This window comes from Telluria sp. ZT3P26, assembly GCF_059686035.1.
The window spans coordinates 1,162,946-1,176,369 of record NZ_JCASII010000001.1 but is presented as its reverse complement, the minus strand read 5'-3'; the positions used below and the strand labels follow the sequence as shown (position 1 = coordinate 1,176,369).

Below are 13,424 nucleotides of genomic sequence, written 5' to 3'. Positions count from 1 at the left end.
CCGCGGCCGCTCGAAGGCGGACGCGGGCCATCTCATGCGAAAAATTTACGCAGCCGCTTTCTGGTCTGCGGCTGACGTCGTTGCCGTGTTCTTGTCTGCCGGCACGGTACCGCCAATGGCTTCGAGCTTGACCTGCACCAGTTGACGAGCCGGGCTGGCAGCATCCATCGCGGCCAGGGCGGCGACGTACGCAGCGCGTGCTTCGTTCAGCTTGTTCTGGCCAACCAGTACATCGCCCTTGCGGTCGTTCACTTCGGCCGTGAACTGCGGCAGGAAGGTACTGTTCAGGACTTTCAATGCCTCGTCGAACGCTTTTTCATCGAGCAGCACACCCGCCAGGCGCAGCTTGGCGATCGACTTGTATTCATCGTTCCCGTTGTCGGCCGCCCATTGCAGCTGGGCCTTGGCAGTCTTGAGGTCGTTTGCTTCGAACGCCGTCTTGGCCGCGGCCAGCGCTGCCATCTGCGTGTACGGCGAGCTTTCGTACTTGGTGCGGATGTCGCCGGCGATCCGCTGGACCTTGGCGTTGTCATTGGCCAGCAGCGACGTCTGCAGTTCGTCGTACAGCGCCGAAGCTTCGATCGACTTGTTGGCCTGGTGGGTCTTCCAGAAATTCCAGCCGGCGAACGAGCCGAGCGCCAGGATCAGGACCCAGACAATGATGTTGCCGTATTTCGACCAGAACGCCTTGAAGGAATCAAGCTGTTCCTGCTCTTGGTGATCGTATGCCATGTGCGTGTTCTTGTAGTGGTTGAATGGTTTGCGGGGTACGACGGGTGTTAATGCTTGTGCGCGTGGTCGTGATCGTGCCCGCAGTGTTCGTCATGCACGTGCGCGCCGGTGATCTGGTCGACCAGGTAGTCGACCACTTCCAGGAACGGCACGGTGCTCTGCTGCTGCTCGCCGATCTCGCCGCGCATCGTCTTGACGGCAGCGGTTTCGTTGGCCACTTCGTGGTCGCCGATGATCACGGCAAACGCCGCGCCGGACCCGTCCGCCTTCTTCATCTGGCTCTTGAAGCTGCCGGCGCCCGACGGCGTTGCGCAATGTAACACAACATCCAGCCCGGCATCCCGAATGCGCTCGGCCAGGATGAAGGCTTGCAGCTGCGCCTTCTCGCCCTGATGGACCATGTAGACGTCACATTGGTTCGGCTCGGCCGGCTCGCCCATCGCCTTCATCAGCTCGATGATACGCTCCATGCCCATCGCGAAACCGACGGCCGGCGTGGCCTTGCCGCCGAACGTTTCGACCAGCGGATCGTAGCGCCCGCCGGCGCAGATCGTGCCCTGCGAGCCGAGCGCATCGGTGACCCACTCGAACACGGTGCGGTTGTAATAGTCCAGGCCGCGCACCAGGCGCGGGTTCACGGTGTACTGCACCGCGTTCTGGTCCAGCAGGAATTTGACGCCGTTGAAGTGCGCCAGCGATTCTTCGCCCAGGTAGTCCAGCAGGCGCGGGGCCGCGTTGACCATCTCTTGCATCGCCGGGTTCTTGGTGTCGAGGATGCGCAGCGGATTGCTGTGCAGGCGGCGCTTGGCTTCGGCGTCCAGGATGCTGTCGTGCTGCTCGAGGTAGGCGATCAGGTCGGCGCGGTGACGCTGGCGCTCTTCGGCATTGCCGATCGAATTCAGTTCGAGGCGAACGTTTTCGATGCCCAGGTCATCCCACAGGCGGCGGCACATCATGATCAGCTCGGCGTCGATGTCCGGGCCCGAAAAACCGATGGCTTCGGCACCGAACTGGAAGAACTGGCGATAGCGGCCACGCTGCGGACGCTCGTGACGGAACATCGGGCCCTTGTACCACAGACGGCGCGGGCCGTCGTAGACCAGATTGTGCTCGAGCACGGCACGCACGACGCTGGCGGTGCCTTCCGGACGCAGCGTGAGCTGGTCGCCGTTCATCGAATCTTCGAACGAGTACATTTCTTTTTCGACGATATCGGTCACGGCGCCGATGGCGCGCGAGAACAGGCTTGTCTGCTCGACGATCGGCGTGACGATCTTCTGATAGCCGTAGCTTTTCAGGATCGTTTCAGTGGTGTTCTCGAACAATTCCCACAGCGGTGCATCGCTGGGCAGGATGTCGTTCATGCCTTTGATGGCGACGATTTTTTCTGGTTTGGACATTTCTGTTAACTCTTTTTTGCGTTCAAACGTTGCGATACTGCCTGAACCAATTCTTCGGGTAGGGTGGACGGCTATGCCGTCCACGCGTTCCAGCAGCGCATGCACCGGTTGAACGCGTGGACGGCCAAGCCGTCCACCCTACGTATCATTCAGTCACCGACTCGCGGCTGTAATTCTTCTTCACGTAATCGAGCACGATCGTCTGGAACTCTTCGACGATCCGCTCGCCGCGCAGCGTGGCAAACTTCTGGCCGTCGACAAACACCGGCGCCGCCGTCGATTCGCCCGTGCCCGGCAGGCTGATGCCGATGTTCGCGTGCTTCGATTCGCCCGGACCGTTGACGATGCAACCCATCACGGCCACGTTCATGCCTTCCACGCCCGGGTAGGTCTTTTTCCATTCCGGCATCTGGTCGCGCAGGAAGGTCTGGATATTGTCTGCCAGCTCCTGGAACACGGTCGACGTCGTGCGGCCGCAACCCGGGCACGCAATGACCATCGGCGTGAACTTGCGCAGGCCCATCGTCTGCAGGATTTCCTGGCCGACGATGACTTCGCGCGTGCGGTCGCCGCCCGGCTCGGGGGTGAGCGAAATGCGGATCGTGTCGCCGATGCCCTCTTGCAGCAGCACCGACAGCGCGGCGGTCGAGGCGACAATGCCCTTGCTGCCCATGCCAGCCTCGGTCAGGCCCAGGTGCAGCGGGTAGTCGCAGCGGCGGGCCAGTTCGCGGTAGACGGCGATCAGGTCCTGCACGCCCGAGACCTTGCACGACAGGATGATCTTGTCGCGCGCCAGGCCCACTTCTTCGGCGCGGATGGCGTTTTCGATGGCCGACGTGATCAACGCTTCATACATGACGGCCTGCGCCGACCATGGATTGGCGCGCAAGGCGTTCTCGTCCATGATGCGCGCCAGCAGCGACTGGTCCAGACTGCCCCAGTTCACGCCGATGCGTACCGGCTTGTCGTACTTGGCGGCGATCTCGATCATCTGGGCGAACTGGGTGTCGCGCTTGGCGCCCTGCCCCACATTGCCCGGATTGATGCGGTATTTCGACAGCGCCTGCGCGCACTCGGGATAATCGCGCAGCAGCAGGTGGCCGTTGTAGTGGAAGTCGCCGACCAGCGGCACATCGACTTCCATACGGTCGAGCTGGGCGCGGATCGCCGGCACGGCAGCCGCAGCTTCCGGCGTGTTCACGGTGATGCGCACGATCTCGGAGCCGGCACGTGCCAGCTCCTTGATCTGGATCGCAGTGCCGATCGCATCGGCGGTATCGGTATTGGTCATCGACTGGATGACGACGGGCGCGTCGCCGCCGACCCACACCTGGCGCGCACCGTGCGCGACCAGGACCTTGCGGCTGGCGCGGCGGGCCATCGGGCCCGACGGAATGGCGGCGGCCGATGCAAACTCGGGGACAGGGGTTTCGTTCAAGGAATTCATGTTGGTTCCAGCGAGATTCAGCTTATTTCAGGGCCACGCGTGCGATGGTCTTGCCCGGCTGCTGTGGCAGCGGGACGTCGGCGCCGCGCAGCGTCGCGGTCACGGCGCCCGGCACGCCGACGACCAGGTTGACGGGACCAGCGACCTCAACCGTTTCGGTGCTGCCGGCCTTGACCAGGCGCGAGATCAGCGGACGACCGCCGCCGCTCGGGCGCACTTCGATCCACGAATCGGCGCGCACGTTCAGCACCAGGGTATTGGCGCCGGCGGTGGCCGGTGCTGCGGCAGCGGGCGCTGCAGCGACTGGTGCCGGCGTGGCGGTAGCCGGCGCAGTGACCGGCGCCGCGGCAGGCGCCGCAGCCGGTGCGGCCGGCGTGGTTGGTGTCGTCGTCGTTGGCGCACCGGCCGGGGCCGTACCCTGGCTCGATGGCGACGGCACCGAAATGAGCGGCACCGATGGATTGATCAGGCCTTGCTGGACTGGCGCAGCAGTGCCCGGCGCCACGACGCCGGCAGCCGGATTCTCGAGCACCATCGTATCGCCCGATTCGACATCACGGTTCAGGCTTGGTATCAGGTTGAACTGCCATGCAGCAACAGCCGCGCCGGCCACGATGACCACGGCGGCGATCCAGCCCAGCGGCAGGCTGCGACGCTTGCCGTTGATCGGGAACCGGGTTTCCGAGAACGCAGCCGGCTTCTGTTCGCGGCGCGACGCTGCCATCGCCGACTGGGCGCCGGCGCGGGCTTCCGGCGGCATGTTCAGTTCGATCATCGACACCAGTGGCGCTGCGTCGATGCGCAGCAGCTTCGCGTAGGCGCGCACGAAACCGCGCGTGACGGCCGGGCTGGGCAGCGAGGCGTAATCGCCCGCTTCCAGCGCCAGCACCTGGCGCGGTGCCAGCTTGAGCTGGTCGGCAACCTGCTCGACGCTCCAGCCCATCGTCTCGCGCTGGGATTGCAGGGTCTTGCCAGGGATGCCGGACGCGTTGCCCGGTGCGGCTGGCTGGTCTGCTTGCTCGTTCATTGTCCTTGTCCTTGTCCTTGTTCTTCTTTACTCATCAAACGCCCCGCGCTCGAACGCTGCGTATTCGGGCGAACCGGGGAAGCGGCGCCGCAGCTGGGCCGCCAGCGACGCTTCATGAGTCCGGTCACCCGCCTTGCGACCGATGCGCATGGCAAGCCACAGCGCATCGGCCGACAGCGTCTCGAGCTTTGCTGTCTCGAGCAGGCGGTTGATGAAAAAACCGGCGCGCTCAAGGTCGCGCCGCTCGTAGTACACCCGCGCCAATCCGGTATTGACCGTCGGCAGGCCGGGGTTCAGACGCAAGGCTTCGAGCAGATAGCGCTCGGCCGCATCGTTGTTCCGGTTCTTGATGCTGCACACGCCCGCATTCACCAGCGCACTGAGCGGCGTCTGGTACGTGGGATTCTTCAGTGCAGCATCGAAATAACGCATTGCCTCGGCCGGACGGTTGACCGACTGGCAGAGGAACGAACCGAAGTTGTTTGAAAACTCGGGGTCATTCGGGCGCAGGCGCAGCGCCTGCTGGTAATTCTCTTCGGCCAGCGGATACTGGCCCATCGACGTGTAGACCAGCGCGCGCAAACCGTACGCATCGGCATAGGCCGCATCGGCCGCCAGCGCCTTCTTGATTTCGTCGAGCGCGATCTCGTACTTGCCCTGCTGGTAATAACCGACCGCCAGTTGAATGCGGATCGACGCACGCTTCTCGCCCGCCGTCTGGTCCGACGCCGTCTTGAGCTCGCCGGTGGTGCCGGAGCCGCTGCCCGCGTTGCTGGCGCATCCGGCCAGCAGGGTCAGGGTCGAGGCGAGTGCAAGCGCGGCGGCGGCAAGCTTCATCAGGTCGGGATCTCCACGATGCGCCCGAAGTCGGCGCCGAACTTTTTCTGGTACTCGGCCATTTTCTCCATGCGCTCGACTACCCGGGTGCGGTCCTTGACCTCACCGGCCAGCTGGCCGCAGGCGGCGTCGATATCGTCGCCGCGCGTCTTGCGCACGGTGGTGACGATGCCGGCATCCATCAGCACCTGGGCAAATGCCTTGATGCGGGGATTCTTGGAGCGGAACAGGCCGGACTCGGGGAACGGATTGAACGGAATCAGGTTGAACTTGCAGTTCACGCCGACGACGGGGTCGTTGACCAGTGCGATCAGTTCGCGAGCGTGCTCGTCGCTGTCGTTGAAACCGTCGAGCATGCAGTATTCAAAAGTGATGAAGTCGCGTGGCGCAAACTCGAGATAGCGCTTGCAGGCGGCCATCAGTTCGCGCAGCGGGTATTTTTTGTTCAGTGGCACCAGGATATCGCGCAGCGCATCGTTCGACGCGTGCAGCGACACGGCCATGGCCACCGGCACGTCCTGCGACAGTTTGTCGATGTTCGGCACCACGCCCGAGGTCGACAGGGTAACGCGGCGGCGCGACAGGCCGTAGGCGTTATCGTCGAGCATCAGCTTGAGCGCGGTAACAGTGGGTTCGTAGTTCAGCAGCGGCTCGCCCATGCCCATCATCACCACATTCGTGATCTGGCGTTCGCCCTTTGGGCCTGGCTCGATGCCTTTGGTGCGACGCAACTCGAACTCTGCCATCCACAGCTGGCCGATAATTTCGGCAACTGTGAGGTTACGGTTGAAGCCCTGCTTACCCGTCGAGCAGAAGCGGCAGTTGACGGCGCAGCCGGCTTGCGTGGAGATGCACAGCGTGCCGCGGTTTTCTTCCGGGATGAACACGGTTTCGACCGCATTGCCATTGCCGACGTCGACCAGCCACTTGCGCGTGCCGTCGGTGGACGTGTTGTCGCTGACGATGGCTGGCGCGCGCACTTCGGCGCGCGTGCGCAACTTTTCACGCAGCGATTTGGCCAGGTCGGTCATGCTGTCGAAGTCCGCGGCGCCAAACTGGTGAATCCAGCGTTGGAGTTGCTTGGCGCGGAACGGCTTCTCACCCAAGTCGGCGCAATAAGCGACGAGTTGCGCGGGATCGAGGTCCAGCAGGTTGGTGAGCGTCGTCATGGCAAAAATTCCTCAGTTTCAGCACCCGCTCGCGTCAGCCCTTGGCCGCAGGCGAGCGGGTTACTCATTGCATTAGTCCGGGGAGAATGCTCCGGGGCGCGCCCGGACTGCGCTCCCCCTTACTAATTAACGCGAGTAGACGTTCAGTGCAGGGAAGTAGTAAGCGATTTCCACAGCAGCGGTTTCGGCAGCGTCCGAACCGTGAACAGCGTTGGCATCGATCGAGTCAGCGAAGTCAGCGCGGATGGTGCCGGCGTCAGCTTTCTTTGGATCGGTTGCACCCATCAGGTCGCGGTTTTTCAGGATCGCGCCTTCGCCTTCGAGGGCGGTGACCATGACTGGACCCGAGATCATGAAGTCGACCAGGTCCTTGAAGAATGGACGAGCAGCGTGCACAGCGTAGAAGCCTTCGGCTTCAGCGCGCGACAGTTGCACCATGCGTGCAGCGACGATCTTCAGGCCAGCTTCTTCGAAACGGCTGTAGATTTTGCCGATCACGTTTTTTGCAACTGCGTCAGGCTTGATGATGGACAGGGTGCGTTCGATTGCCATGAGAAAACTCCAATAAAATGAAAGGTTTAGAACTGAGCGATGTAAACAAACTTTGGGACTCAATTAACCTTCAATTTTACCATATCCGACCCGAAAAGCTCATATTGCGGTGGCGGTCGGCAAGGTGGTACAGTGGCGGCAAACTTACGTCCAGCTTCTTTGTCAACCTTCATGCTCGTTTAAGCTGCGTGTTATAGGATGATCAGTAGTTGCTGTACAGTACCTGCAGTTATTCATTTCTCCGGAGGCACTATGTATCCTAGTACCCAAAGTACCATCGACCTGACCAAAGGTGGCCAGGCCTCGCGTAACCGCGTGCTACGCAATACTTACTGGTTGCTGGCGCTGTCGATGATCCCGACCGTGGCAGGCGCCTTCCTTGGCGTGTCCATGGGTGTGGCGCTGTTCAGCGGCATCCTCGGCTTCGTGATCTTTATGGCCGTGGCGTTCGGCTTCATGTGGGCGATTGAAAAGAACAAGGACTCGGGCCTGGGCGTTGCCCTGCTGCTGGGCTTCACGTTCTTCATGGGCCTGATGCTGGCCCCGCTGCTGACGCACACGCTGAACTATTCGAACGGTGGCAGCCTGATCATGACCGCCTTCGGTGGTACCGCGATCGTGTTCGCCGTGATGGCCAGCATCGCCACCACCACCAAGCGCGATTTCTCGGGCATGGGCAGCTGGCTGATGGCCGGCGTCGTCGTGCTGCTGCTGGCAGTCGTCGCCAACATCTTCCTGCAGATGTCGGTGCTGTCGATCGTGATCTCGATCCTGGCGATCGGTATCTTCTCGGCCTTCATCCTGTATGACGTGCAGCGCATCGTCAACGGCGGCGAAACCAACTACGTCACCGCCACGCTGTCGATCTACCTGAACGTCTTCAACATCTTCTCCAGCCTGCTGCGCCTGCTGGGCATCGTGGGCGGCGACGACTGATCGTCCTTCGCACGAAAAAAACCGGCCACTGGCCGGTTTTTTTTCACCCACTTCTTTACCAAAAGCCGGGGTCAGGTCTGACATTCGGACACGACCTCAGCCTTGACCACCTCCACAGCCGGGGTCAGGTCTGACATTCAGACACGACCTCAGCCTTAGCAATCTCCAACGGTGTCTCGCTCATAATCAGCATGGCCCGATGCCGGCTAGCCTCCACCGCCCACTGTCGAGCTCGTGTCCAAATGTCAGACCTGACCCCGGCTTTGCATCCGAGCTCGTGTCCAAATGTCAGACCTGACCCCGGCTTTTCAGGTCCACTCTTCTGCCGGGGTTGGCTTTTCGCCCAGTTCGAATACGCCGATCGATTCTACGTGCGAGGTGTGCGGGAACATGTTCACGACGCCTGCTTTGGTCATCACATAGCCTGCTTCGTGGACCAGGATGCCGGCGTCGCGCGCCAGTGTCGACGGGCTGCACGAGACGTACACGATCCGCTGCGGCATCAGGTGCTCGTGGGTCGTGCGCAGCTCGGCCAGCGCTTGCGCCAGTGCCATGGCGCCATCGCGTGGCGGGTCGATCAGCATGCGGTCGAAGCGGCCCAGCGCCACCAGGTCTTCTTTCGTGATGTCGAACAGGTTGCGGGTCGAGAACGACGTTTTCGCGGCCAGGCCGTTGGCGCGGGCATTGTCCAGTGCGCGCTCGGTCAGCGCCGTGCTGCCCTCGATGCCGACGACCTCGCGCGCCTGGGTTGCCAGTGGCAGCGTGAAGTTGCCCAGGCCGCAGAACAGGTCGGCCACGCGGTCGGTCGGTTGCACCTCCAGCAGGCGCAGCGCCTTCGAGACCAGCACGCGGTTGATCTGGTGGTTGACCTGGGTGAAGTCGGTTGGCTTGAAGGGCATGCGGATGCCGAACTCGGGCAGCGTGTAGTACAGGTCGGTGCCCAGCGGATAGTACGGATGCGCTGAATCGGGGCCCTTCGGCTGCAGCCACCAGTGGATCTTCCAGGTGTCGGCAAACGCCTTGAGCAGCGTTTCGTCCTGGCGGCTCAGCGGCGCCATGATGCGCAGCACCAGCACCGTCGATTCTTCGCCGATCGCCAGCTCGATCTGCGGCACGTGGTCGATCACGGACAGCGCCGCGATCAGTTCGCGCAGCGGCACGATCAGGCGCGCGACGTGGTCGGGCAGGATTTCGCAGGTGACGATGTCGGCCACCAGCGCCGAGGATTTCTCGTGGAAGCCCACCATCACCGTGTTTTTCTTCGGCACGTTACGCACCGACAGGCGCGCGCGGTAGCGATAATCCCAGGTCGGCCCGTACATCGGCCGCAGGATGGTGTCGGCCCTCACCTTGGCGATGTGCTTGAGGTTATCTTCGAGCACGCGCTGTTTCATCGCCACCTGCGCGCCCGGCTCCAGGTGCTGCATCGAGCAGCCGCCGCAGTCACCGAAGTGGATGCATTTCGGCTCCACCCGCATCGAGGATGCGCGCTGCAGAGCAACCATGCGGCCCGCTTCCCAGTTCTTCTTTTTCTTCAGCAGTTCATAGCTGACGCGTTCGCCCAGCAGCGCGCCTTCGACGAAGACCACTTTACCGGGCGAACCGTCGGCGTTCTCGAGGTGGCCAACGCCGCGCCCGTCCATGTCGAGGGATTTGATGTCGATGAAAATGTCGTGCATGGGCGATCAGAAAGGAGTGAACGTCGGGAGGAGGATGCGCTGGCAGCGCGGCCGTACAGGCGGCGCATGATAGCAAGGAAACGGATGAGGCGCTACCAGCAGCCCCAGCCCCGCTACAGCAGCGAATCGCGGTGAACGCCGCGCGCCGCCATCGCCCGCTTGAGCTTGACGAGCGCTTCCTGCTGGATCTGGCGCACCCGCTCGCGCGTGACGCCCAGCTCGTCGGCCAGCGTCTCGAGCGTGGCCGGCTCGTCATTGTCCAGGCCAAAGCGGCGCGTGACGACCAGCCGCTGCTTGTCCGGCAGTCGCGCCAGCCAGTCGCGCACCAGCACTGCGGCCTCCTGCTGCTCGGCGTGGGCGTCGGGGCTGCTCTCGCCATCGTCGGGCAGCACGTCCATCAGGCTCGATTGCGGATCGTTATCCAGTGGCGCGTCGAGCGAGGTGGGATGCTCGGACAGCATCAGGATATCCTGCACCTCTTCGACCGGGCGGCCGATCAGGCTGGCGATGTCCTCGCTCGAGGCGTCCTTGCCGTTGCGGGTTTGCGCCTCGAGGTGGTACTTGGCCCGCAGCACGCCATTGAGTTCACGCACCATGTGCACCGGCAGGCGCACCGTGCGCGCCTGGTTCATGATCGCGCGCTCGATGCTCTGGCGAATCCACCAGGTCGCGTAGGTCGAGAACCGGAAGCCGCGCTCCGGCTCGAACTTGTCGATCGCGCGCATCAGGCCGATATTGCCTTCCTCGATCAGGTCGAGCAGCACCACGCCGCGGTTGATGTAGTGCTTGGCGATCGAGACGACCAGACGCAGATTGTGCTCGATCATCGTCTGGCGTGCGCCGAAATCCCCGGCCTTGGCCAGCGTGGAGAAATGGACTTCTTCGGCGTGCGTGAGCAGCGCGCGGGTGCCGATCTGGTTCAGGTAGTGCTGGGTGGTGTCGGTCGCAAGCTCGGCCTGCAAGACCTTGCGCAGCTCATCGACCGTGTCGACGACCGCCGCAACCGCCGCCGGTTCGCCGTCATCCGCAGCAGGCACCGCCTCGCTTTCCGGATCATCCGGAAACTCTTCGGTGTCCTGCGAATCGAGCGAGTGCGGCGGCTGCGTCATACCATCCTATCGAACGGGCAGGAACCTCGTCGGGTCGACCGGCTTGCCCTGCTGGCGGATCTCGAAGTGAAGCTTGACCAGATCGGCGTCGGAATCGCCCATTTCGGCGATCAGCTGGCCCTTGGTCACATTGTCGCCTTCCTTCACGACGATCTTGCGATTGTGCGCGTAGGCCGACAACAGGCTGTTGCTATGCTTGACGATGACGAGGTTACCATAACCGCGAATCCCGCTGCCCGCGTACATGACCTTGCCGGAACCGGCGGCGACCACGGGCTGGCCGGCCTTGCCGGCGATGTCCAGGCCCTTGTTGCGACCGTCGTCGAAGGTGGCGATCACGCGCCCTTCCGATGGCCACATCCAGCTCAGGCGTGCTTCGTCGCTGGCAGCGGCAGCCGGGGCGGCGGGCGCGGCCGGCACGACCGGCGTGACGGCAGGAACGCTCGGGCGCGTGTCGGCCACGGCGCCCTCGGTGAAGGGCTTCTTGTCGACGCGCGGTTCGGTCTTGCGCGGCGCGGCGGCGGCCGGCGGCATCGGAATCGGCTGGGTCTGGACGTTGGCCGTGCGTTCGCCACCGGGCGCGCTCACGCGCAGTACCTGGCCGACCTTGATGTCGTCCGGATTGGCCAGTTTGTTCCACTCGACCAGGTCGCGGTAGTTCTGGCCGAAGTCGAAGGCGATGCGCAGCAGCGTGTCGCCCTTGCGCACGGTGTACATGCCGCGCTCGTCATGCTTGGGGCTGTCGTCGACGCGCACCGGGGCCGGACGGGTCTGGACAGGAGGGGTACCGCGTTCGACGACGGGCGCCTGGCGGGAGGTGGTGGAACAGCCGGCCACGAGGCCGATGAAAATCGTCAGGAGAGCGAAACGCGGTGCTTGTGTCATTGGCATTCTTTAGTCTTGTCGGCGTGCTGCGGGCCTGGCGGCCCGGATTGAAATTAGATGGTGCCCGGACGCAGTGGCACGAAGTGGCACGCTTCCAGCGTTTCGCTGGTCCACTCGGCCTTGCCGGTGCGGGTTATGCGGTGCAGGTGCTGCACCTCGGCGCCAATGGGCGCCACGAGATGCGCTCCAATGGCCAGCTGCTCGAGCAGCGCGCGCGGCACTTCGAGGCCGGCGGCCGCGAGAATGATACCGTCGAACGGCGCCACCTGCGGCAAGCCTAACATACCATCGCCATACTGCAAACGCAGGTTCGATATGCGCATCGGGCGCAGATTGGTTTTGGCGAGCTCATGCAGGGGCTTGATGCGCTCGATCGAGTACACGTCTTTCGCGACAAACGACAGCACCGCGGCCTGGTAGCCGCAGCCCGTGCCGATCTCGAGCACGCGATCGAGCTTGCGGCCCGCGCACAGGATATCGATCATGCGCGCCACGATGTACGGCTGCGAGATCGTCTGCTGGTGGCCGATCGGCAGCGATGCGTCGACATACGCCTGGCCCGACATGGCGGGCTCCAGGAACAGATGGCGCGGCACGATTTCCATGGCGCGCAGCACTTGCGGGTCATTCACGCCCTGGCGCGCGATGCGGGTCACCATCGCGCGGCGCACCGCTTCGGTGGCAGCCAGGTCGGAACGCTGGGCGGTCGGCGCGCCGGTAGCGGCCGGCACATAGCCAGGGGCGCGTGCGCCTGGTCCGGGCGCCGGTGGCGCCATGCTGCCGCTGGCGGCGTTGCGGGTGGCGGTCTGCGGCGTGAACACGGGCGACGGAGCCCCGGGTTTACGCGCGGCGCCCGTCGTCGACGACAGGGGCAACGGGAAGTTCGGACGCGCGTCCTTCATGGCAAGGCTCCAGCCAGCAGATCGAGCTGGGTCTTGTGGGTGAGGTCGATCTGCAGCGGTGTGATCGACACGCGCCCCTGCGACGTCGCATGGAAATCGGTGCCCTCGCCCGCATCGAGGCAGGCGCCGGGCGCGCCGATCCAGAAGATTTCGCGCCCGCGCGGATCCTGCGCGCGGATTACGGGTTCGGCCTGGTGACGCCGGCCGAGGCGGGCTGGCGTCAACGGGCCGATCTGGTCGTACGGCAGGTTCGGAATATTCACGTTGAGCAGGAACGGCGACGGCAACGCGGCAAAACCGCCGGCCGCGAAGCGCTCGACGATGTCGCGCGCCACGCGGGCCGCGTCGTCCACATGGGCCCAACCGCTGTTGACCTGGGAGAACGCGATGGCAGGCACGCCGAACAGATACGCTTCGGTGGCCGCGGCCACGGTGCCGGAATACAGCGTGTCGTCGCCCATGTTCTGGCCATTGTTGATACCGGACACCACGAGGTCGGGCAGCGCGTCGGACATCCCGGTCAGCGCAATGTGCACGCAGTCGGTCGGCGTGCCGTTGGCGAAGTAAAAGCCGTTGACCGCCTTGTGCACCGACAGCGGGCGGTCGAGCGTCAGCGAGTTGGACGCGCCCGAGCGGTTGCTGTCCGGCGCGACCACGACGATCTCGGCGATCGGCGCGAGCGCGTCCGCCAGCGCCTGAATGCCGGGCGCGAGATAGCCATCGTCGTTGCTAATCAGTATCCGCATGCA

At 63.8% G+C, this 13,424-nt stretch carries 13 protein-coding genes; 1 reads left to right on the top strand and 12 read right to left on the bottom strand.

All coding sequences use genetic code 11. The features are described 5' to 3' along the window. Nucleotides 1–45: 45 nt before the first annotated feature. From AC56LN_RS05135 to ndk, 7 genes are all read right to left on the bottom strand, one after another. Complete coding sequence (locus tag AC56LN_RS05135) at nucleotides 46–732, bottom strand: YfgM family protein (protein WP_499570256.1); 687 nt, start codon at nucleotides 730–732, stop codon at nucleotides 46–48. Nucleotides 733–779: 47 nt separating this feature from the next. Beyond that, nucleotides 780–2,132: a histidine--tRNA ligase gene (hisS, locus tag AC56LN_RS05130; RefSeq protein WP_499570255.1), complete on the bottom strand. Its 1,353-nt coding sequence runs from the start codon at nucleotides 2,130–2,132 to the stop codon at nucleotides 780–782. 145 nt (nucleotides 2,133–2,277) lie between these two features. Further along, a complete protein-coding gene (ispG, locus tag AC56LN_RS05125) occupies nucleotides 2,278–3,579 on the bottom strand; it encodes a flavodoxin-dependent (E)-4-hydroxy-3-methylbut-2-enyl-diphosphate synthase (RefSeq protein ID WP_499570254.1) in 1,302 nt (433 codons plus the stop codon). 22 nt (nucleotides 3,580–3,601) lie between these two features. Continuing rightward, nucleotides 3,602–4,606, bottom strand: coding sequence for a RodZ domain-containing protein (locus AC56LN_RS05120; protein WP_499570253.1), 1,005 nt, complete (start codon nucleotides 4,604–4,606; stop codon nucleotides 3,602–3,604). A gap of 27 nt (nucleotides 4,607–4,633) precedes the next feature. After that, entirely contained in the window at nucleotides 4,634–5,443 is an 810-nt protein-coding gene (gene pilW / locus AC56LN_RS05115) for a type IV pilus biogenesis/stability protein PilW (protein ID WP_482899563.1), read from the bottom strand. Beyond that, nucleotides 5,443–6,612, bottom strand: coding sequence for a dual-specificity RNA methyltransferase RlmN (gene rlmN, locus AC56LN_RS05110; protein WP_499570252.1), 1,170 nt, complete (start codon nucleotides 6,610–6,612; stop codon nucleotides 5,443–5,445). The genes pilW and rlmN overlap by 1 nt, the downstream gene beginning before the upstream one ends. 126 nt (nucleotides 6,613–6,738) lie before the next feature. After that, nucleotides 6,739–7,164 carry a nucleoside-diphosphate kinase gene (ndk, locus tag AC56LN_RS05105; protein WP_367610835.1) on the bottom strand — a complete coding sequence of 142 codons (426 nt, stop codon included), beginning with the start codon at nucleotides 7,162–7,164 and terminating at the stop codon, nucleotides 6,739–6,741. A 252-nt stretch (nucleotides 7,165–7,416) separates the two neighbouring features. Here ndk and AC56LN_RS05100 point away from each other — a divergent pair, with 252 nt between their 5' ends. After that, nucleotides 7,417–8,100 carry a Bax inhibitor-1/YccA family protein gene (locus AC56LN_RS05100; protein WP_482899565.1) on the top strand — a complete coding sequence of 228 codons (684 nt, stop codon included), beginning with the start codon at nucleotides 7,417–7,419 and terminating at the stop codon, nucleotides 8,098–8,100. A 308-nt stretch (nucleotides 8,101–8,408) separates the two neighbouring features. Here AC56LN_RS05100 and rlmD read toward each other — a convergent pair whose 3' ends face one another. The 5 genes from rlmD to surE form a co-directional block, all read right to left on the bottom strand. Beyond that, nucleotides 8,409–9,779 (bottom strand): 23S rRNA (uracil(1939)-C(5))-methyltransferase RlmD, encoded by a 1,371-nt coding sequence (gene rlmD / locus AC56LN_RS05095; protein ID WP_499570251.1) that lies wholly within the window; start codon nucleotides 9,777–9,779, stop codon nucleotides 8,409–8,411. Nucleotides 9,780–9,892: 113 nt separating this feature from the next. Further along, the gene (rpoS, locus tag AC56LN_RS05090; RefSeq protein ID WP_499570250.1) at nucleotides 9,893–10,888 is read right to left on the bottom strand and encodes an RNA polymerase sigma factor RpoS; all 996 of its coding nucleotides are present in this window, start codon (nucleotides 10,886–10,888) and stop codon (nucleotides 9,893–9,895) included. 6 nt (nucleotides 10,889–10,894) lie between these two features. Next, nucleotides 10,895–11,773, bottom strand: coding sequence for a peptidoglycan DD-metalloendopeptidase family protein (locus tag AC56LN_RS05085; protein ID WP_499570249.1), 879 nt, complete (start codon nucleotides 11,771–11,773; stop codon nucleotides 10,895–10,897). A 53-nt stretch (nucleotides 11,774–11,826) separates the two neighbouring features. Beyond that, nucleotides 11,827–12,675, bottom strand: a complete 849-nt coding sequence (locus AC56LN_RS05080) for a protein-L-isoaspartate(D-aspartate) O-methyltransferase (protein ID WP_499570248.1) — start codon at nucleotides 12,673–12,675, stop codon at nucleotides 11,827–11,829. After that, nucleotides 12,672–13,421 carry a 5'/3'-nucleotidase SurE gene (gene surE / locus AC56LN_RS05075; RefSeq protein ID WP_499570247.1) on the bottom strand — a complete coding sequence of 250 codons (750 nt, stop codon included), beginning with the start codon at nucleotides 13,419–13,421 and terminating at the stop codon, nucleotides 12,672–12,674. The genes AC56LN_RS05080 and surE overlap by 4 nt, the downstream gene beginning before the upstream one ends. Between the last annotated feature and the right edge of the window lie 3 nt (nucleotides 13,422–13,424).